The organism is Enterobacter sp. S-33 (assembly GCF_028735835.1).
GTDB lineage: Bacteria > Pseudomonadota > Gammaproteobacteria > Enterobacterales > Enterobacteriaceae > Enterobacter > Enterobacter vonholyi.
This window is the reverse complement of the sequence record NZ_CP117838.1, coordinates 3,634,911-3,654,298: the sequence shown is the minus strand read 5'-3', so window position 1 is coordinate 3,654,298 and position 19,388 is coordinate 3,634,911. Positions and strand designations below refer to the sequence as shown.

The 19,388-nt window shown below is 59.4% G+C and carries 18 protein-coding genes; 8 read left to right on the top strand and 10 right to left on the bottom strand.

Features of this window, described 5'->3' with window-relative positions:
* Positions 1-3: 3 nt before the first annotated feature.
* Entirely contained in the window at positions 4-1,455 is a 1,452-nt protein-coding gene (gene ascF, locus PUP35_RS17245; RefSeq protein WP_274240668.1) for a PTS cellobiose/arbutin/salicin transporter subunit IIBC, read from the bottom strand.
* 214 nt (positions 1,456-1,669) lie between these two features.
* Between ascF and PUP35_RS17240 the strand changes: the two genes are divergently transcribed.
* The 4 genes from PUP35_RS17240 (at position 1,670) to PUP35_RS17225 (ending at position 6,609) form a co-directional block, all read left to right on the top strand.
* Positions 1,670-2,683, top strand: coding sequence for a LacI family DNA-binding transcriptional regulator (locus PUP35_RS17240; RefSeq protein WP_133295037.1), 1,014 nt, complete (start codon positions 1,670-1,672; stop codon positions 2,681-2,683).
* A 134-nt stretch (positions 2,684-2,817) separates the two neighbouring features.
* A complete protein-coding gene (gene hydN, locus PUP35_RS17235) occupies positions 2,818-3,363 on the top strand; it encodes an electron transport protein HydN (RefSeq protein ID WP_023308960.1) in 546 nt (181 codons plus the stop codon).
* A gap of 5 nt (positions 3,364-3,368) precedes the next feature.
* A complete protein-coding gene (gene hypF / locus PUP35_RS17230) occupies positions 3,369-5,609 on the top strand; it encodes a carbamoyltransferase HypF (protein WP_271369209.1) in 2,241 nt (746 codons plus the stop codon).
* On the top strand, positions 5,587-6,609 hold the full coding sequence (locus tag PUP35_RS17225; RefSeq protein WP_271369208.1) for a HoxN/HupN/NixA family nickel/cobalt transporter: 1,023 nt from the start codon (positions 5,587-5,589) through the stop codon (positions 6,607-6,609). The genes hypF and PUP35_RS17225 overlap by 23 nt, the downstream gene beginning before the upstream one ends.
* A gap of 449 nt (positions 6,610-7,058) precedes the next feature.
* Here PUP35_RS17225 and norW read toward each other — a convergent pair whose 3' ends face one another.
* Positions 7,059-8,192: an NADH:flavorubredoxin reductase NorW gene (gene norW, locus PUP35_RS17220; RefSeq protein WP_271369206.1), complete on the bottom strand. Its 1,134-nt coding sequence runs from the start codon at positions 8,190-8,192 to the stop codon at positions 7,059-7,061.
* Positions 8,189-9,634, bottom strand: a complete 1,446-nt coding sequence (norV, locus tag PUP35_RS17215; RefSeq protein WP_274240667.1) for an anaerobic nitric oxide reductase flavorubredoxin — start codon at positions 9,632-9,634, stop codon at positions 8,189-8,191. Before norV ends, norW begins: the two co-directional genes overlap by 4 nt.
* Before the next feature lie 186 nt (positions 9,635-9,820).
* Between norV and norR the strand changes: the two genes are divergently transcribed.
* Positions 9,821-11,335 (top strand): nitric oxide reductase transcriptional regulator NorR, encoded by a 1,515-nt coding sequence (norR, locus tag PUP35_RS17210; protein WP_271369204.1) that lies wholly within the window; start codon positions 9,821-9,823, stop codon positions 11,333-11,335.
* Here norR and gutQ read toward each other — a convergent pair.
* The 7 genes from gutQ to srlA all read right to left on the bottom strand — a co-directional run bounded on the left by gutQ (position 11,332) and on the right by srlA (position 16,241).
* On the bottom strand, positions 11,332-12,297 hold the full coding sequence (gene gutQ, locus PUP35_RS17205) for an arabinose-5-phosphate isomerase GutQ (RefSeq protein WP_111965491.1): 966 nt from the start codon (positions 12,295-12,297) through the stop codon (positions 11,332-11,334). The two genes, norR and gutQ, sit on opposite strands and share 4 nt — an antisense overlap.
* Complete coding sequence (gene srlR / locus PUP35_RS17200; protein WP_032640855.1) at positions 12,290-13,063, bottom strand: glucitol operon DNA-binding transcriptional repressor SrlR; 774 nt, start codon at positions 13,061-13,063, stop codon at positions 12,290-12,292. The genes gutQ and srlR overlap by 8 nt, the downstream gene beginning before the upstream one ends.
* Before the next feature lie 63 nt (positions 13,064-13,126).
* Positions 13,127-13,486 (bottom strand): transcriptional regulator GutM, encoded by a 360-nt coding sequence (gene gutM, locus PUP35_RS17195; RefSeq protein ID WP_045908515.1) that lies wholly within the window; start codon positions 13,484-13,486, stop codon positions 13,127-13,129.
* 66 nt (positions 13,487-13,552) lie between these two features.
* Positions 13,553-14,332 (bottom strand): sorbitol-6-phosphate dehydrogenase, encoded by a 780-nt coding sequence (gene srlD, locus PUP35_RS17190; protein WP_274240666.1) that lies wholly within the window; start codon positions 14,330-14,332, stop codon positions 13,553-13,555.
* 14 nt (positions 14,333-14,346) lie between these two features.
* Positions 14,347-14,709 carry a PTS glucitol/sorbitol transporter subunit IIA gene (gene srlB / locus PUP35_RS17185; RefSeq protein ID WP_274240665.1) on the bottom strand — a complete coding sequence of 121 codons (363 nt, stop codon included), beginning with the start codon at positions 14,707-14,709 and terminating at the stop codon, positions 14,347-14,349.
* Between the two features lie 12 nt (positions 14,710-14,721).
* Complete coding sequence (gene srlE, locus PUP35_RS17180) at positions 14,722-15,681, bottom strand: PTS glucitol/sorbitol transporter subunit IIB (protein ID WP_271369202.1); 960 nt, start codon at positions 15,679-15,681, stop codon at positions 14,722-14,724.
* Positions 15,678-16,241, bottom strand: coding sequence for a PTS glucitol/sorbitol transporter subunit IIC (gene srlA, locus PUP35_RS17175; RefSeq protein ID WP_115876139.1), 564 nt, complete (start codon positions 16,239-16,241; stop codon positions 15,678-15,680). Before srlA ends, srlE begins: the two co-directional genes overlap by 4 nt.
* A gap of 252 nt (positions 16,242-16,493) precedes the next feature.
* On the opposite strand from srlA, the gene mltB reads away from it, so the two are divergent.
* The 3 genes from mltB (at position 16,494) to PUP35_RS17160 (ending at position 19,374) form a co-directional block, all read left to right on the top strand.
* The gene (mltB, locus tag PUP35_RS17170) at positions 16,494-17,594 is read left to right on the top strand and encodes a lytic murein transglycosylase B (RefSeq protein WP_181899769.1); all 1,101 of its coding nucleotides are present in this window, start codon (positions 16,494-16,496) and stop codon (positions 17,592-17,594) included.
* Positions 17,595-17,863: 269 nt separating this feature from the next.
* Positions 17,864-18,517 (top strand): metal ABC transporter ATP-binding protein, encoded by a 654-nt coding sequence (locus tag PUP35_RS17165; RefSeq protein WP_115876137.1) that lies wholly within the window; start codon positions 17,864-17,866, stop codon positions 18,515-18,517.
* A complete protein-coding gene (locus PUP35_RS17160) occupies positions 18,514-19,374 on the top strand; it encodes a metal ABC transporter permease (RefSeq protein ID WP_133295027.1) in 861 nt (286 codons plus the stop codon). The genes PUP35_RS17165 and PUP35_RS17160 overlap by 4 nt, the downstream gene beginning before the upstream one ends.
* Positions 19,375-19,388: the final 14 nt, after the last annotated feature.

The following is a 19,388-nucleotide window of genomic DNA, read 5'->3' as shown; positions in this document are numbered from 1 at the left end:
AATTTATGCTTTTGCTGCGTTGTTCTGTACCGGTGCGGTCTGCAGGGCGCGCGCTTTTTCGGCGTCGTCTTCGACAGGAATATCCTCAAAGCCCAGTATCAGGGTCAGAACAAACGACAGCACCACTGCCAGACCCATCACGCCAAACACCCAGACGATGGTCATCGGGTTGGCCGGATCGAAGAACTGCACGCTGGTAAACAGCCCCGGTGCCGCCATCGAGTGGCTGGCAAGACCCGCGATACCGGCCACCGCGCCGCAGATAAAGCCGCTGATCAAGCTTGCAATCAGCGGGCGTTTCAGACGTATTGCGACGCCGTACAGGGCCGGTTCAGAGATCCCCGCCATGATGGCGGAGGCCGCCGCTGCCAGCGCCGTCTGGCGCAGCTCCGGGTTTTTGGTTTTCCACGCCACCGCCAGCGACGAACCGCCGAGCGACAGGTTGGCGCCAATTTCCGACGGCATCACCATCCCTTCCTTGCCCGTTTCGGCAATGGTCTGAATGATGGTTGGCGTAAACACGCGGTGCATGCCGGTCATGACCAGCAGCGGCCACAGCGCGCCCATGATGGCGACGGAGAGCCAGCCCAGGTAGCCGTGAATGGTGTAGACCAGCGCGGAGATGGCGCTACCGATCCAGATCCCCAGCGGGCCAATCAGCACGATGGCGAGCGGGGCGGCAATCAGCACGATCAGCATCGGCTTGAGGAAGTTTTTCGTCACCGCCGGGGTAATACGATCCACCCAGCGTTCGATGTATGACAGGCACCAGGTCATCACCAGCGCCGGGATGACGGTGTAGGTGTATTTCACCGCCGTCACCGGGATAAAGGCGAACTCAACGTGCTCGCCCTGCGCGGCTTTTGCCATCAGCTCGATAAAGCTCGGGTGCACCAGCACGCCCGCGATGGCTATCGCCAGCGACATGTTGGTTTTGAATTTCACCGCCGCCGAGGCCGCCACCATCAGCGGCAGGAAGAAGAACGCGCCGTCGCCGATGACGGTCAAAATGGTGAGCGTCGGCGCGCCTTTGGGCAGCACGCCGGTCATCTCAAGGATCATCGCCAGCAGCTTGACCATCGAGCCGCCAATGATCGCCGGGATCAGCGGGGACATGGTGCCGATCAGCGCGTCGAGGATCCCGGCGCCAATGCGGCGCAGCGTCAGCTTCTGTGGTCCTTCCGGCACCGCGGGCTGCAGTTCCGTGGGCAGCAGGCTTACCACTTCGCGGTACGCCTGTGACACCGTGTTGCCAATAATCACCTGGCACTGGTTGTCGTTGCGCACTACGCCAAGGACGCCGCTGATGCTTTTCAGGCGTGCGGCATCGGTGAGGGTTTCATCTTTCAGAACGAAACGTAGTCGCGTCATGCAGTGGGTGACGGCGATGATGTTCTCTTTGCCGCCCAGCGCGCTGATGACGTCGTTCGCCAGCGCAGCGTAATTTTTGGCCATCGGATGTGATCCTGTTATTGTTGTGAGACATGTAGGAAACCGGTTCCACATAATCATCATTAGTTTCTATGAATGAAACAAGATCGCTTTCTGACCATTTTTTCTTTTCGTGATGCAGATCGCAATGGGGTATCGAAAGCGTGATTTCATCGCTGCGACAATTTTTTTGCAGTGCAGTACACTGCGCTCCATCAGATTCAGACGGAATAACAACATGACCACGATGCTGGAAGTGGCGAAGCGGGCAGGCGTTTCGAAAGCCACGGTATCCCGGGTGCTGTCGGGAAATGGCTACGTTAGCCAGGAAACCAAAGATCGGGTGTTTCAGGCCATTGAAGAGAGTGGCTATCGCCCGAATTTGCTGGCGCGAAACCTGGCTACCAAACGTACCCAGACGCTGGGCCTGGTGGTGACGAACACCCTTTATCACGGCGTCTACTTTAGCGAACTGCTGTTTCACGCCGCGCGCATGACGGAAGAAAAGGGGCGGCAGCTGATCCTCGCGGACGGCAAGCATAGCGCGGATGAAGAGCGCGAGGCGATCCAGTACCTGCTCGATATGCGCTGCGACGCGGTGATCATCTATCCGCGTTTTCTGAGCGTGGATGAAATGGATGAGATCGTCGAGAAGTGCGAGCAGCCCATAATGGTGCTCAACCGTCGCCTGCGGAAAAACAGCAGCCACAGCGTCTGGTCAGATCATAAAGCCTCCAGCCAGGACGCGGTGTCGCAGCTGATTGCGAAAGGGCACCGGGAGATCGCGTTTATCACCGGCTCGCTGGATTCTCCCACCGGGGTTGAGCGTCTCTCCGGCTACAAGGACGCGCTGGCGCAGCACGGTATTCCGCTGCGCGAGGGGCTGATTGCGCAGGGAAAGTGGAACCCCGCCAGCGGCGCGGCGGCGGTTGCCGAACTGCTTGCTCGCGGTGAACGCTTTACGGCGCTGGTGGCGAGTAATGACGACATGGCGATCGGCGCCATGAAGCAGCTGCACGACAGCGGCGTGACCGCACCGGACGCGGTGTCGGTGATCGGTTTCGACGACGTGGCCATCGCGCCCTACATCGTGCCGTCGCTTTCCAGCGTGCGTATTCCGGTGACGGAGATGATTAAAGAAACCATCAGCCGCCTGATCTTCATGCTCGACGGCGGCGAGTTTAAGTATCAACAAACCTTCTCCGGCGAGCTTGTCCTGCGCGACTCCGTTATTGACGGCCCGCACCGCTGATGTCGACAGCTGTCATCGTCATAAGTGACGATGACAGCGCCGCTGCGATTTTTAAAGTTCTATAAAATCAACGTGTTAATTATTGGCACGGTTTATGAATATCTCCGCGCATAACTGTAATGCTGGAGAAGCAGATGAACCGTTTTATTATGGCCGATGCCAGTAAATGTATTGGTTGCCGTACCTGTGAAGTGGCGTGCGTGGTTTCCCATCAGGCGGAGCAGGACTGCGCGTCGCTTACCCCTGACACCTTCCTGCCGCGCATCCACGTCATCAAAGGCGTGAATATTTCCACCGCCGCCATCTGTCGCCAGTGCGAAGACGCACCGTGCGCGAACGTCTGCCCGAACGGGGCGATTAAACGCGAGAAAGGCTTTGTGCACGTGATGCAGGAGCGCTGCATTGGCTGCAAAACCTGCGTGGTCGCCTGTCCGTATGGCGCGATGGAGGTGGTGGTCCGTCCGGTGGTGCGCAACAGCGGTATGGGGCTGAGCGTGCGGGCGGAGAAAGCCGAAGCCAACAAGTGCGACCTGTGCTACCACCGCGACGCCGGTCCGGCCTGCATGGAAGCCTGCCCGACGCACGCGCTGGTCTGCGTGGATCGCGACAAGCTTGAGCAGATGAGCGCCGAAAAGCGCCGTCGCGCGGCGTTCGACACCTCGTCATCACTGCTGTTCTGAACCGTATGAGCAGCAACGGCGTTCAGCTGCGCGTGCGCGGCAAAGTGCAGGGCGTAGGGTTTCGTCCCTTCGTCTGGCAGCTGGCGCAGGCGCTTCAGTTGACCGGTGACGTCTGCAATGACGGAGAGGGCGTGCTGGTGCGCCTCGCGGGTAATGGGGGGGCCTTTACCGCGAGGCTGCATCAGGACTGCCCGCCGCTGGCACGCATTGACCACGTGGAAACGCAGCCGTTTACCTGGGCGCACGTGCCGGAGGACTTTACCATCCGCCACAGCGCGGGCGGGGCGATGGACACCCAGATAGTGCCGGATGCCGCGACCTGTCCGGCATGTCTGGCTGAAATGCGCGACCCCGGCGAGCGCCGCTATCGCTATCCGTTCATCAACTGCACGCACTGCGGGCCGCGGTTTACCATTATCCGCGCGATGCCCTACGACCGCCCGGCCACGGCAATGGCACCGTTCCCGCTCTGTGTGCCGTGTGAAGCAGAGTACCGCAATCCTGCCGACCGCCGTTTTCACGCTCAGCCGGTAGCCTGCCCGGACTGCGGGCCCGCGCTTATGTGGCGTGCGGGCGACATAACTGCTGACCGTGAAGCTGCGCTGCGCGCGGCGGTGGCGATGCTGAAAAGCGGCGGTATTGTCGCCGTCAAAGGGCTGGGCGGCTTTCACCTCGTCTGCGATGCGCAAAACCCACAGGCGATAGTGAAATTGCGATCACGCAAACAGCGCCCGTCGAAGCCGCTGGCGGTGATGATCCCGCATGCGGATGACCTGCCGGAGACGGTTCAGGCGCTGCTGCGCTCACCCGCCGCACCCATTGTGCTCACGCCAAAAGCCTGGCTGCCCGCGTTCCCGGAAGGTATCGCGCCCGGTCTGGACACCGTGGGCATCATGCTTCCTGCGAACCCGCTGCAGCACCTTTTGATGATGGACTGCCAGCGCCCGCTGGTGATGACTTCAGGTAACCTCAGCGGCAGACCGCCAGCCATCACCAGCCGGCAGGCGCTGGAGGAGCTCAGCGGCATCGCGGACGGCTTCCTGCTGCATAACCGCGATATCCTGCAGCGGATGGACGACTCGGTGATGGATCGGGACGGGGCGATGCTGCGCCGCGCGCGCGGTTTTGTGCCCGATGCCATCACGCTGCCTGCGGGTTTCGAGAATATTCCCGCTATGTTATGCACCGGTGCAGAGATGAAAAATACCTTCTGCCTGGCGCGTGGGAACCAGGCGGTGCTGAGCCAGCATTTTGGCGATCTCGGTGACGAGGGTGTCGAAGCGCAGTGGCGCAGCGCGCTCTCGACGATGCAGGAAATTTACGGCTTTCAGCCGGAACGCATTGTATGCGATGCCCATCCGGGGTACCGCGCGCGTCAGTGGGCGCAGGTGCAGGGGCTGCCCGTTGAAACTGTCCTGCATCATCACGCCCACGCGGCTGCGTGCCTGGCGGAGAACGGCTGGCCACTCGACGGCGAAGACGCAATTGCCCTGACGCTGGACGGGATCGGCATGGGCGAGAACGGCGCGCTGTGGGGCGGGGAGTGCCTGCGGGTGAACTATCTCGCGTGCGAGCGTCTGGGCGGGCTGCCTGCCGTTGCGCTTCCGGGGGGCGATCTGGCGGCGCGGCAGCCGTGGCGCAATCTGCTCGCCCACTGCCTGGCGTTTGTGCCTGACTGGCAGCAGTACCCTGAAACGCGTGCGGTACAGCGCCAGAACTGGCCGCTGCTGGCGACGGCGATCCGGCGTGGCATCAACGCGCCGCGAGCTTCTTCCTGTGGTCGCCTGTTTGACGCGGTTGCCTGTGCGCTCGGCATCGACACGCAGCGTTACGAAGGGGAAGCGGCCTGCCGGCTGGAAGCCCTGGCATCGCAGTGCACGGGTGTTGACCATCCGGTGACGCTGGAAGTGGATAACCTCGCGCAATTCTGGCTGCAGTGGCTGAGCTGGCAGGCGGAGCCCTGCGAGCGCGCGTGGGCATTTCACGACGCGCTGGCAAAAGGGCTGGCGCATCTTGCCGCGTTCCATGCCCGACGCCTGTCGCTGTCGACAATCTGTCTCAGCGGCGGCGTGCTGCACAACCGTCTGCTGCGCGCGCGCCTGCGTCATTATCTTTCTGACTTTACGCTTCTTTTTCCTTCGCACCTGCCCGCAGGTGACGGAGCGATCTCCTTCGGGCAGGCGGTGGTCGCCGCTGCCCGGTCATGTTTACAAAGGACTAAAAATGTTACGACTGTTACGCAATGAACCTCGTGCCGCGCTTCTGCTGCTGGCTCTGGTAATGGCAAACCTGCTGGCCTGGGGATGGGCATGGCAGACCTTTAGCGGCAGCACGGCGCTGATGGCCGCCAGCCTGCTGGCGTGGTGCTACGGGCTGCGTCACGCGGTGGACGCCGACCACATTGCCGCCATTGATACCGTGACGCGTAAGATGATGCAGCAGGGCAAACGCCCGTCCGGCGTAGGGGCGTGGTTCTCGCTGGGACACTCCACCATCGTGGTGCTGGCCTCCATTGCTATTGCCGCCACCGCCACGGCGTTTCAGAAAAACATGGAATGGTTCCACGAAACCGGCAGCCTGATTGGCACCGCCGTTTCCGCCACCTTCCTGCTGGCGATGGCGCTGGTGAACACGGTGATCCTGCGCGGAGTCTGGCGCAGTTTTCAGGCGCTGAAAAAAGGCCAGCCGGTGCAGGGCGACATCACGCTGCCTGCCCAGGGCGGCGTCATGAACTGGCTGTTTGGCAAAACCTTCCGCCTCGTCAATAAAAGCTGGCAGATGTATCTGGTGGGTTTCCTGTTCGGTCTCGGTTTTGACACGGCCACCGAGATTGGCGTGCTGGGGATCTCTGCCGCCAGCGCCTCCAGCGGGATGTCGGTGTGGTCAATCATGATCTTCCCGGCACTCTTCGCCAGCGGCATGGCGCTGGTGGATACCCTCGATAACCTGCTGATGGTCGGCGCCTACGGCTGGGCGTTTAACAAGCCGCAGCGCAAGCTCTACTACAACATGACCATCACCGGCACCTCCGTGGTGGTGGCGCTGTTTATCGGCGGGCTGGAAGCGCTGGGTCTGCTGATGGATAAATTTGCCCTCAGCGGCGGCGTGTGGGAACTGATTGGCACGGTAAACGACAACCTGGGCAACGCCGGGTTTGTGGTGGTCGGGCTGTTCGTTGCCTGCTGGCTGATCTCCATGGTCAACTACCGCTGGCGCGGCTACGACGCGCTGGTGGTGCGTTCCTGATCCGGCTCCTGCACAGCGTAACCTCCGCGACTTCCTCAATGGCTGGCGCATAGCGGCATACCGATAAAAAATGCTGAAAATATAGGACTTTTGCGGAATAAAATATATTCCGCATTCTTCGCTTGTGTGAAATAGCGAGAAAGATAATTGAGTTATTTATAAAAATTCGCCATGATTTGCCTCCGGCCGATCATGTCTTTTTAGACTGAGTTGGCTGCGAATAATAAAACAGAATGATGTTTTTAATTTGTTTCAGATTAAAGTATTTACGAAAATAATAAATAAGGGATTGATAGCGATGATATATCTGCTTTGCATTTATTTTATGAATAGGATTCGTAAAAAAAAGCTCCGGGATATCGGGGCGGTGAATAATAATATCCAAAGGTTAAGTAAGCATGACCCTTTTGCAGGCCGGGTAGGCGAAGTGCCACCCGGCAAAAAGAGGGTTAAGCAGGTAGCAATTTCAGCAGAGCGAAAGCCTCCTTCATCCGATCTTCACTGACCACAAAAGCGCGTAGTTGATCCTCGTTGTCTACGCCATGCGCGACCATCCCCTGCTGTTCGAGGGTTATTTTCCAGCTCAGATCCTGACGCTGCGTTTCACCTGCGAGATGCAGCGGTAATTCCGGCGTTTTTACTTTAATTAGCATGGCGGGTAATTTCAGCGGCGCGCTTCCGCCGAGCAGGTTTTTAGCAAGATACATCGAGCTTAATTGGATTGGCTGTAAAAAGGGAAGTACCTGACCATTAATTTCAGCGCAGTCTCCTAACGCGTAAATATCAGGTTGCGTGGTTTGCAGATAGCTATTTACCTTCACGCCACGCTGTATTTCGGCGCCTGCGCGATGCGCCAGCGCGGTTTCCGGGCGCAGGCCCGTCGCCGCGATAACCGCATCCACCTCAACGCTGCGGTTGCGGTCGAGCATGGCACGAATGCCGCCTTCGGTTTTACTCAGGCTTTGCAGCTGCGATTTCAACAGCAGATGTACCCCCATGTCGGTCAGGCGATGCTGTAAGCGACTGCTTACTTCTGCGGGCATCAGCGACGACAGAATGCTCGCCGCATGGTCGACCAGAGTCACGGATTTTCCCGCCCGGCAGAAATCCATCGCCAGCTCGGTGCCTATCAGCCCGCCGCCGACAATCATCACGCGCTGCGCGTCGCGAAGCCCCGTTTCGCTGGCCTGATACTCCTGCTGGCTGTTGAGGGTGATTATCAGCTCGCGGCCCTCAATCGGCGGCACAAACGCAGAGGCACCCGTGGCAAGCACCAGCCTGTCGTACTGCCAGGTTTTCTCTGTCGCTTTCACAACGTGAGCGGCGGCGTCGATGTCGGTGACCCAGGTGTACGGGAACAGGCGCAGGTTAAACAGCTCGGCGAACTCCCCCGCCGTCTGGCGGGTGAGATCTTCGGCGCGCTGATTCTGACTAATCACGTGGCTTAAGTCAGGCTTGTTGTACTCGTCCATGCTGTCGGCGGCAATCAACGTCAGCGGCACGCTGGCGTCCTGTTTGCGGATGTTTTTCACCAGCTGACGGGCGGCAAAGCCCGAGCCGATGATGACGATGCCGTGGCTCATTTTGCCTCCGTTGCCAGTTCATCAAAAACGTCTTTCCCGAGGGAGCATTCCGGGCAGAGGAAGTTGTCCGGCACGTCACTCCACGGCGTACCCGGCGCAACGTCCTGCAGCGGCTCGCCCAGCTCAGGGTCGTAGATCCACTGGCAGACGCTGCACTGCATGCGCGGGCCGAGGTCGGCGGCAGCCGCAGCGGCGCAGGCACAGGTGCCCTGCTGTTCGACCGGTTTCGCTGCTTGCGGAAGCGGTGCAAGCGCCCACTGCCGCGCAATGTCGCGGCCGTGCTGGCGGCAGATCTCCAGGGCGTCGATATCCGGTCGCCATTTGGCTTTAAGGCTGAGGGACATCTCAAAACCGGCATCCTGTAAACGGGTGGAAAGGCGGTCTACCGCGCCGCCGTTCCAGCCATGGGAGCCAAAGGCGCTGGCGCGCTTGTTACGGAAGCGCAGGCCGGTCATCTCTTCCACCAGACCGGCAATTTTCGGCATCATTACGTTGTTCATGGTGGAGGTGCCCACCAGCACGCCCTTAGAGCGGAACACGTTGGTCAATACCTCGTTCTTATCGCTGCGCGCCACGTTGAAGATTTTCACCGCCACGTTCGGGTCCACTTCGTTGATGCCCTGGGCAATGGCGTCCGCCATCATGCGGGTGTTGTTGGACATGGTGTCGTAGAAAATCGTAATGCGGTCTTCCTGATAGTCCGCCGCCCATTTCAGGTACAGCTCCACAATCTGGGTGGGATTTTCACGCCACACCACGCCGTGAGAGGTAGCAATCATCTCCACCGGCAGATTAAAGCCGAGGATCTCGGTGATTTTTGGCGTCACCAGGCGGCTGAACGGGGTAAGGATGTTGGCGTAGTACCGCTGGCACTGTTCGAACAGTTCGGTCTGATCCACTTCGTCATTAAACAGGCGTTCGTCGCAGTAGTGCTGGCCGAAGGCATCGTTGCTGAACAGCACCGCGTCGCCGGTCATGTAGGTCATCATGCTGTCCGGCCAGTGCAGCATCGGCGTTTCCACGAAGATCAGCTTCTTGCCGTTGCCGATATCCAGCGCGTCGCCTGTTTTCACGGTGTGGAAGTTCCACTCCGGATGGTGGTGGTGGCCGTTGATCGAGTCGATGGCGTTGGTGGTGCAGTAGATCGGCGTGTTCGGGATGTAAGACATCAGCTCGGTCAGCGCGCCGGCGTGATCTTCTTCCGCGTGGTTGATGATGATGTAGTCGATGGCGTCCAGGTCGATTTCACTGCGCAGGTTCTGCACGAACTCGCGGCTGAACTTGTGATCGACAGTATCGATCAGCACGTTTTTTTCTTCGCGGATGAGATAGCTATTGTAGCTGCTGCCGCGCAGCGTTTTGTATTCCGTCCCGTGGAAATCGCGCACTTCCCAGTCACGTTGACCCACCCAATGAATGTTATTTTTAACCAGAATAGACATAGCAACCTCTACGTAATACAGCATTTTCAAATAAGATGATTTGCTTATATCAAGTTGCGTGCCAGTTTTTAATTATTTGATTTTAATGAATTAATGTTGTCGTGCCTCGTAGTGGGTAGTCATTATGACTATCAAATATATTGTCAATATGACACTATTCATTGTCAAAATGACAACGAGGTCACTATGAGCTTTTCCGTAGACGTGCTGGCGAAGATCGCCATTGAGCTGCAGACCGGTATCGGCCATCAGGACCGCTTTCAGCGGCTGATCTCCACGCTGCGCTACGTGCTGGCGTGTGACGCCTCGGCGCTGCTGCGCTACGAAGGAGGGCAGTTTATCCCGCTGGCTATCGACGGGCTGGCGAAGGACGTGCTCGGACGGCGTTTTACCCTTGAAGGCCATCCGCGTCTGGAGACTATCGCCCGCGCGGGTGACGTGGTGCGCTTCCCGGCGGACAGCGACTTGCCCGACCCGTACGACGGGCTGATTCCCGGCCAGGAGAGCCTGAAGGTGCACGCCTGTATCGGCCTGCCGCTGTTTGCCGGGCAAAACCTGATTGGGGCGCTGACCCTCGACGGCCTTTCGCCGGACCAGTTCGATGCCTTTAGCGACGAAGAGCTGCGCCTGATTGCCGCCCTGGCCGCCGGGGCGCTTAACAACGCGCTGCTGATTGAACAGCTGGAGAGCCAGAATATCCTTCCCGGCAGCCCGGCGGCGTTTGAGCAAGTCACGTATACGGAGATGATTGGCCTCTCTCCGGGCATGGCGCAGCTCAAAAAAGAGATTGAGATCGTTGCCGCTTCCGATTTGAACGTGCTGATCTCCGGGGAGACCGGCACCGGGAAGGAGCTGGTGGCGAAGTCCATTCACGAAGCGTCGCCGCGCGCGGTGAACCCGCTGGTGTACCTCAACTGCGCCGCGCTGCCGGAAAGCGTGGCGGAAAGCGAGCTTTTTGGTCACGTTAAAGGGGCGTTTACCGGGGCCATCAGCAACCGCAGCGGCAAGTTCGAAATGGCCGATAACGGCACGCTGTTTCTGGATGAAATCGGCGAGCTCTCCCTGTCGCTACAGGCCAAACTCCTGCGCGTGCTGCAGTACGGCGATATCCAGCGCGTGGGGGATGACCGCAGTCACAGAGTGGACGTTCGCGTGCTGGCGGCGACCAACCGCGACCTGCGTGAAGCGGTGCTGGCCGGGCAGTTCCGCGCCGACCTGTTCCATCGCCTGAGCGTGTTCCCGCTTACCGTGCCGCCGCTGCGCGAGCGCGGGGATGACGTATTGCTGCTGGCGGGCTTTTTCTGCGAGCAGTGCCGTCTCAGGATGGGGCTTTCCCGCGTGGTGCTGAGCCCGGGTGCGAGAACGCATCTACTGAGCTACGGCTGGCCGGGCAACGTGCGCGAGCTGGAACACGCAATTCACCGCGCGGTCGTGCTGGCGCGGGCGACGCGTTCGGGAGATGAGGTGGTAATTCATGCGCGGCATTTTGCACTGCATGAGGAAACTGCCCCGACCGTGAAGGCTGCTGCGCCCGAGAGCGCAAACGAGAATCTACGCGAGGCGACGGAAGAATTCCAGCGTCGGATGATTACCCGCGCGCTGGAGCAGAATAACCGCAGCTGGGCGGCGTGCGCGCGGGCGCTGGAGATGGACGTCGCCAACCTGCACCGGCTGGCGAAGCGTCTCGGGCTGAAGGGTTAGATAATCCCGGCCTGATAGAAATCCTGCAGGTTGATGGCGCCGCACAGCCTGCCGGTGTCATCCACCACCGGTGCGGCGGTGATTTTGCGCTTCATCAGCACCTCTTTGGCTTCAATGGCGCGGCTCTCGGCGTTCAGCGTCAGCCCCCCTTTGGTCATGGCGTCCGACACTTGGGTTTCCAGCCTGCCGCCGCCCACCAGCCAGCGGCGCAGGTCGCCGTCGGTGAATACGCCTTTGACGTACCCGTCGTCATCGCACACCGCCACCAGCCCCAGACCGGTGCGGCTGAGCTCCAGCATCGCGTCCATGACGCTGGTATTGAGTTTGACCTGCGGAATAGCATCGTCGGTGCGCATCAGGTGGTGAACCTTGTTGAGCAGGCGTGCCCCGAGCGCACCTGCCGGATGCGAGCGGGCGAAATCTTCTTCGTTAAAGCCGCGCGCCTGCATTACCGCCATCGCCAGCGCGTCGCCCATCATCAGGGTATTCACGGTGCTGGAGGTCGGGGCGAGGTGCATCGGACAGGCTTCACGCTCAACGGAAATATCCAGCGTCGCTTTGGCGGCCAGCGCTAGCGGCGAGCGGGATTTCCCGGTCATCGCCAGCAGGGCGACGGATTTTTCCTGCAGGCGCGGAATAATGAGATCCAGCTCTTTGGCCGAACCGGAGTAGGAGATAAACAGCATCACGTCGCGGCTTTCTATCATCCCCAGATCGCCGTGCAGCGCCTCTGCCGGATGCACGAAGAAGGCCGGGGTGCCGGTGCTGGCGAGCGTCGCAGCAATCTTTTTGCCGATATGGCCGGATTTACCGATGCCCGCCACGATCACTTTGCCTTCGCAGTGGATAATGGTGTTGGCGGCGCGGACAAAATCCTCGCCCAGACGTTCCGGCAGGCGGCTGGCTTCCTGCAGCTCCAGCATCAGCGTCTGGCGGCCCGTTTCTAACAGAAAATCACTCATCTCTCTCTCCGGTTACGATCACGTCGATTCCTTTCTCTTCCAGCGCTTTTTTGAACGCCGGGTCGATACCCGCGTCGGTAATCAGCTTATCGACGCTTTCAAGGCTACAGACAATGTTGGGGCTTTTGCGGCCAAACTTCGACGAGTCCGCCATCAGAATCACTTCCCGCGCGGCGTTACACATGGCTTTACTGACGCTGAACACCTCGTTGAACGTCGTAACGCCGGCGTTCAGGTCGATGCCGTCGGTGCCCATAAACAGCTTATCAAAGCTGAAGTGGTCGAAGGCGTTCTCCGCCAGCTGTCCGTGGAATGAGGCGGATTTTTTGCGGAATGTGCCGCCGGGCATCAGGATGGTCTGCTCGCTGTCGAACTCCGACAGGGCGTTGACGATATGCAGGCTGTTGGTCATCACCGTGATGTTGTTAAAGCGGCTGAGCAGCGGGATCATCTGCAGAACGGTACTGCCTGCATCCAGAATGATGGAGTCGCCATCGTGGATAAATTTTACGGCGGCTTCGGCAATCAGCGCTTTCTGGTGGGTATTGATCAGCGTTTTGTGGTCGATAGGCGGGTCGGCTTCGTCCTTATTGAGCACCACGCCGCCGTAGGTTCGAATGACGGCGCCAGAGTTTTCGAGCAATACGAGGTCCTTGCGTATCGTCGTGCCGGTGGTGTCAAAGTAGTGGGCCAGATCCTCTACCGAACATTTTCCCTGCTTTTGCAGATGCTCGAGAATGGCCGCCTGCCGCTGGCGAGGTTTCATAGGCGCTTCGTTCCTTAGGTTGCGAAATGATAATTTCGCAAGTCTATATCTTTCACAACGAAATTATCCATGTTTCAGATTAAGCGCTAATGATAGTGCATTCTGACAGAGTGGATCATGGGGAAAGATCACATCAGGCTGCAATTCCTGCAGCGAAATGCCGTTGATTGCCTGGATTTTCACCGGACGGGCAAAGACGGTCATGCCGCGCATGATGAGGGAATCGCAGACGTTATTGTTTTCGTCCAGCGCAATAGCCACGACGACTCGCGGTTTAAAGCGTCCGCCGGAACGCCCGACGCCCACGCGGCCTTTCTGGCACAGTGCGTCAAACGCGCGGTTAAACTGGTGAATTTGCCAGCCGCCGAACGCCATCTGGCAGAGCCAGGCGAGGGCGGCGACGGTGATGAGTGCGGTGACCATATCGGCTCCTTATTGTGTTCCCTCTCCCGGTGGAGAGGGTTAGGGTGAGGGCATCAGGCCGCTCGATCAGAACATTACCTGCCCGCCGGTGACGTTAATCGACTGCCCGGTGCAGTACGAGGCTTTCGGGCTGGCGTAAAACAGCAGCATGTTCAGCACGTCCTGATAATCGCACCCGCGCTTCAGCGGCACTTTATCGATGTAGTACTGCTCCACTTCCTCAGCCTTGATGCCGAGCTTGGTGGCATACTGCGGCAGGAGGGACTGGAACATCGGCGATTTCAGCAGGTTACCCAGCATCAGCGAGTGCACGGTAATGCCGTACTCGGCCAGATCCAGCGCCAGAGACTGCGTCAGCCCCACGCCGCCAAACTTCGCCGCGCTGTAGCCGGAGTTGTGCTTGCTGCCCACTTTTCCTGATTTGGAGTTGATCTGAATGATGCGTCCCTGAATGCCGTCGCGGATCATCAGACGGGAAAACTCGCGGGCACAGAGGAAATAGCCCACCAGATTGACCTGCAGCGAGCGGTCAAAATCCCCCAGTTCGAAATCGCTGATAAAGGCCGCTTTCGCAATTCCCGCGCTGTAGACCAGCAGGTCGGTACGCCCAAAAATCTCGTCCACGCCGCGGGCCAGCGCCATCACGCTCTGCTCGCTGGTGGCGTCGGCGCCAAACCCGTACGCCATTTCTTCGCCAAACTCGGTGTTAATGGTGTCCGCCACGCGGGCGGCTTTTTCACTCTGAATATCCACTACCGCCACGCGGTAGCCCTCTGCGGCAAGCCCACGGCAGAGGAACTCGCCTAAGGTTTGTCCTCCACCAATGACAACGGCAACCTGACTCATGTCTATCTCCTTAATTACGCAACAAATTTTAACGTGCAGCCTGGGGTGACAGCCTGCGGAACCGGACCATCGACGTGAACCGTGCCGGGATATTCGGCCTGTAGCTGGCCGTCGAAACGCAGGGTGATGTGGCCCAGCTCGCGCAGGTTTTGTTCAGCGACGTCGCCGACGGCGGTCACGGCATAGCGCGCCTCGCCCAGCTCAAGCTGGCTACCGGCCTTCAGCTCACCGTTCAGCTCGCCGTGGCAGTGGATAAAACAAAACTCTTCGATATCCGCAGGCGCCCCTTCGCGAAAGGTGATCAGCATCTGGTCGCTCAGCGCGTCGGCGGCGCTCTGGCCAATGCGGGTAATGGTGGTCTGGTAAATCACGGTCATTGCAGGAACCTCTTATTGATAAATAAAGCCGGAGACAAACCAGGCAATCAGCACCGTGGGCGCGCCCGTCAGGAAGCGGCTGACCAGCACGGACGGCACGCCCACGCGCACGGTGTCCTGGCGCGCTTCGGCCAGCGACAGCCCAACGGGGATGAAATCGCAAGCCGCCTGGGCGTTAATGGCAAACAGGGCGGGCAGGGCGAGGTGCGGGGGAATGTTCCCCAGACCAATCTGCACGCCAATCAGCACGCCGATGACCTGAGCGATCACCGCGCCCGGGCCGAGGAACGGCGACAGCAGCGGGAAGGAACAGATCAGCGCCAGCGTCACCAGCCCGAGCGGGTGGCTAGCGAGCGGGGCGAGGCCGTGGGCAATCCAGTCGCCCAGGCCGGAGGCCATGATGATGCCGATCAGCGCCGAGACGAACGCCATAAACGGCAGAATGGTTTTCAGCACCGTGTCGATGGTGTCGCGCCCGGACTGGAAAAGCACCGCCACGGCGGAACCCATGCCCATCCCGACCTTCGCCAGCAGGCCGTCGCTCTGCTCGGTGATTTTCTTGCTGGTGTCGTACTCGCGCGGAGCCGCTTTTTGCGGTGCAGACGTCCCCTTCACCAGGGTGATGTTGTCTTCCTTAACGCCCGAGACATAAATGTCTTCGAGGATGTACTGCGCCAGCGGGCCGGATTTTCCGGTGGAGTGAATATTTACCGTCGGAATACGGCGCTTCGGATAGATACCGCAGCGCAGCGTGCCGCCGCAGTCGATCACCGCCACGCCAATTTCTGCTTCCGGCGGCTCGCCTTCTTTGAAGCCGTCGACCGCTTCCCAGCCGGTCAGCTCGCGCAGCCTGTCGACGATCGCCGGGCGGGTACCCGCGGTGATGTAAACAATCTTTTTGCCTTCGGTGGCGTCGAACTCCAGCGGGCCACCCCAGCCGCCCGTGCCTTTGTCAATGCGGATCCGGTTCATGCTGTGGCTCCTGAAAGATGGACCTTCTGTTCAAGCTGGATGCCCATTTTTTTCTCGAAAATAGCGGTGGTGAGGTCGGTCACCCAGCCGCGGAAGAAGTTAGTCACCAGACCGACCAGCAGGTAGCTCACCGCCAGCGGGCCGAGCGGCAGGCCAAGCGTAGTAATGCCGCTAGCGATCCCGAGATAAACGAACAGCTCGCCGGGGTTGATGTGCGGGAACAGGCCGTTCATCGAATGGCAGCTGTAGGAGGCGGCGGCGTAGTAGCTCGGCTTGTACTTTTCCGGCATAAAGCGGCCGAGGCTTAAGGTCATCGGGTTGCAGAACACGAAGGTGCCGATAAAGGGCAGTATCAGGTAGCGGGACAGCGGGTTTCCGGCGCAGCGCTGGGCGAAGCGTTCAATGCGCTGCTGGCCGATAAAGTTGATCAGCGCGTTCATGATGACCAGCAGGCTGATCAGCAGGGGCAGGATCCCGGTCACCATGCCGGTGAACACTTCTCCGCCTTTTTGAAATAGCCCGATGAACCACTCGGCGCCGTGGGTGATGGTTTCTATCATTCTTCTCTCCTGTGAGGCTTTTTTGTTTTTGTCTGGCTGGGCTAATAATAATCACTTTGAAAGCTTTTAAAGTGTTAATTAGATCTCACAATGAAAGAAAAAAGGATTATTTTGAAAGTTTATTGGTGGGGCTAATGATTTTCGATGGAAAAAAGCGCGGATTTGCGTAGGGAAGGTGCGTACCGCTTCCTTGAGGTGTTGCGGATGCTTTACCATACTGGGTTCTTATCGAACCCGTTAAATGGATGTCTCATGTTCAAGCGTCGTTATGCAGCGCTGTTGCCTGCGCTTATTCTGCTGTCTGCCTGTAGTAGCAAACCTAAGACCGAAGCCGTTCAGCAAACGGCGGGCGCGCCTTCCGGAGGATTCCTGTTGGAGCCGCAGCACAATATGATGCAGATGGGGGGCGACTTCGCGAATAACCCGGCGGCCGAGCAGTTCATCGATAAAATGGTGAGCAAACACGGCTTTGACAGACAGCAGCTGCACGAAATTTTGTCTCAGGCGAAGCGTCTGGACTACGTGCTGCGTCTGATGGACAGACAGGCGCCGACGGCCCAGGTGCCGAGCGGGCCGAACGGCGCGTGGCTGCGCTATCGCAAGCAGTTTATTACTCCGGACAACGTGCAAAACGGCGTGGCGTTCTGGAATCAGTATGAAGAGGCGCTCAACCGCGCGTGGCAGGTGTACGGCGTACCGCCTGAAATCATCGTCGGGATTATCGGCGTGGAAACCCGCTGGGGCCGCGTGATGGGGAAAACCCGCATCCTGGATGCGCTGGCGACGCTCTCCTTTAACTATCCGCGCCGAGCGGAGTATTTCTCTTCCGAGCTGGAAACCTTCCTGCTGATGGCGCGCAACGAGCAGGACGATCCGCTCGATCTGAAAGGGTCATTTGCCGGCGCGATGGGCTACGGCCAGTTTATGCCGTCGTCCTATAAACAGTATGCCGTCGACTTTAACGGAGATGGCCATATCAACCTGTGGGATCCGGTGGATGCCATCGGCAGCGTGGCGAACTACTTCAAGGCGCACGGCTGGGTGCCGGGCGGGCAAGTTGCGGTGCAGGCGAACGGCGAGGCGTTTGGGCTGGAAAACGGCTTTAAAACCAAATACAGCGTTGCACAGCTGACGGCGGCAGGCTTAACGCCAACCCAGCCGCTGGGCAATGTCGATCAGGTGAGTCTGCTGCGTCTGGATGTCGGGACGGGCTATCAGTACTGGTACGGTCTGCCGAATTTCTACACCATTACCCGCTATAACCACAGCACCCACTATGCGATGGCCGTATGGCAGCTGGGGCTGGCGGTATCGCAGGCCCGCGTGCCGGCGGCGTCACCGTTTAGTCAGTAAGTCACCTTATTCCCCCTCTCCCTGTGGGAGAGGGCTGGGGTGAGGGCATCCGCGCGCATCTATTTCCCGCAGAAACATTTCGCCACACTCCCTCTGCAAACCCGCCATTTACATCTTAACTACCTTTTATTATTGTTATGTTATAACGTTTAATTTGGTGTCGAGATGTCAACGTCCCTTTTCTCTCTGTCTGCTCCGGTTCGGCTTTTGCTGGCGCTGGTGCTGGTTGTCTTTATTGGGCTGGCCGTGTGCTGGGCGGTGGCATTGCCATGATTGTGATGAATGAACTGGTCGCGGGTTATGAACGCCAGCCCATTACGCGGCCCCTTTCGGGCACGATTGAGCGCGGAAGCATGACCGCCATTATCGGCGCTAACGGCTGCGGGAAATCCACGCTGCTGAAAACGCTGGCGGGGTTTATTCCTCCCGTCAGCGGCGGCTTTCGCTGGCAGGGGAAGCGCCCGGTAATCGGATGGCTGGCACAGCGCCACGCGCTGGAGGCGCAGTTTCCGCTGACCGTACAGGACGTGGTAAGCATGGGATGCTGGCCGGGCATTTCGCTGTTTTCCGGGTTTCGTCGCGAAGCGCGGCTGCGCCTTGCCAGCGCTCTTGAGCGCGTCGGACTGGAAACCATGGCGTTATCCACCATCGATGAGCTCTCCGGCGGGCAGTTCCAGCGCATGCTGTTTGCCCGCGTTCTGGTACAGCAGGCGCCGCTGGTGATGCTGGATGAGCCCTTTACCGGCGTCGATGAAGCCACCTGCAACGTGCTGATGGACGTGATGCTGGAGATGTATATGCAGGGGCAAACTCTGCTCGCGGTACTGCACGACAGCGAGCGCGTGTCGCGCCATTTCCCGCAAACGCTGCGGCTGGATGCTGACGTGCCCCAGTGGAAAACCGAGCGGGTGAGGGTGGCATGATCTGGCATCTCTTTTTTCAGCCGTTTATTGAGTACGGCTTTATGCGTCGCGCGCTGGTGGTTTGCCTGGCGCTCTCCGTCAGCACTACCGCGCTCGGGGTGTTTCTTCAGCTGCGACGGATGAGCCTGATGGGCGACGCCCTTTCTCACGCCATTTTGCCGGGTGTCGCCGTGGGGTATTTGCTCAGCGGTATGTCGCTGCTGGCGATGAGTATTGGCGGTTTTATCGCGGGCATTACCGTGGCGCTGCTGGCCGGTCTGGTCAGTCGACGCACGCCGCTTAAGGAAGATGCCAGCTTTGCCGGGTTTTATCTTGGCTCGCTGGCGCTGGGGGTCACGCTGGTGTCGCTGCGCGGGTCGAATGTCGATCTGCTGCATCTGCTGTTTGGCTCCATCCTCGCCGTGGACAACGACGCCGCGCTGTTTGTCACGGGCGTGTGCATGTTCACCCTTATCGTGCTGGCGATGTTCTATCGCGGACTGGTTACCGAAGCGTTTGACACCGCCTGGCTGCAGGTGAACGCCCGCTGGCTGCCCGGCCTGCTGCACGGATTGTTTCTGGCGCTGCTGGTTCTTAACCTGGTGGCTGGTTTTCAGGTGCTCGGCACGCTGATGGCCGTCGGGCTGATGATGCTTCCAGCCGTGGCGGCCCGCTGCTGGGTGCGCACGCTGCCTGCGTTACTCCTGATGGCGGGCATCAGCGGTATTTTCTGCGCATGGCTGGGGCTGAGCCTCTCCTGGGCAATGAGTTTGCCTGCCGGGCCTTCCATTGTGCTTACCGCCAGCGCGCTGTTCTTTATTTCCATTTTACTGGGCACGCGAAGCAGGCTCGCTGGCAGCCTGCGCGCGCTTTTTTAACGCAAGGGGAAACG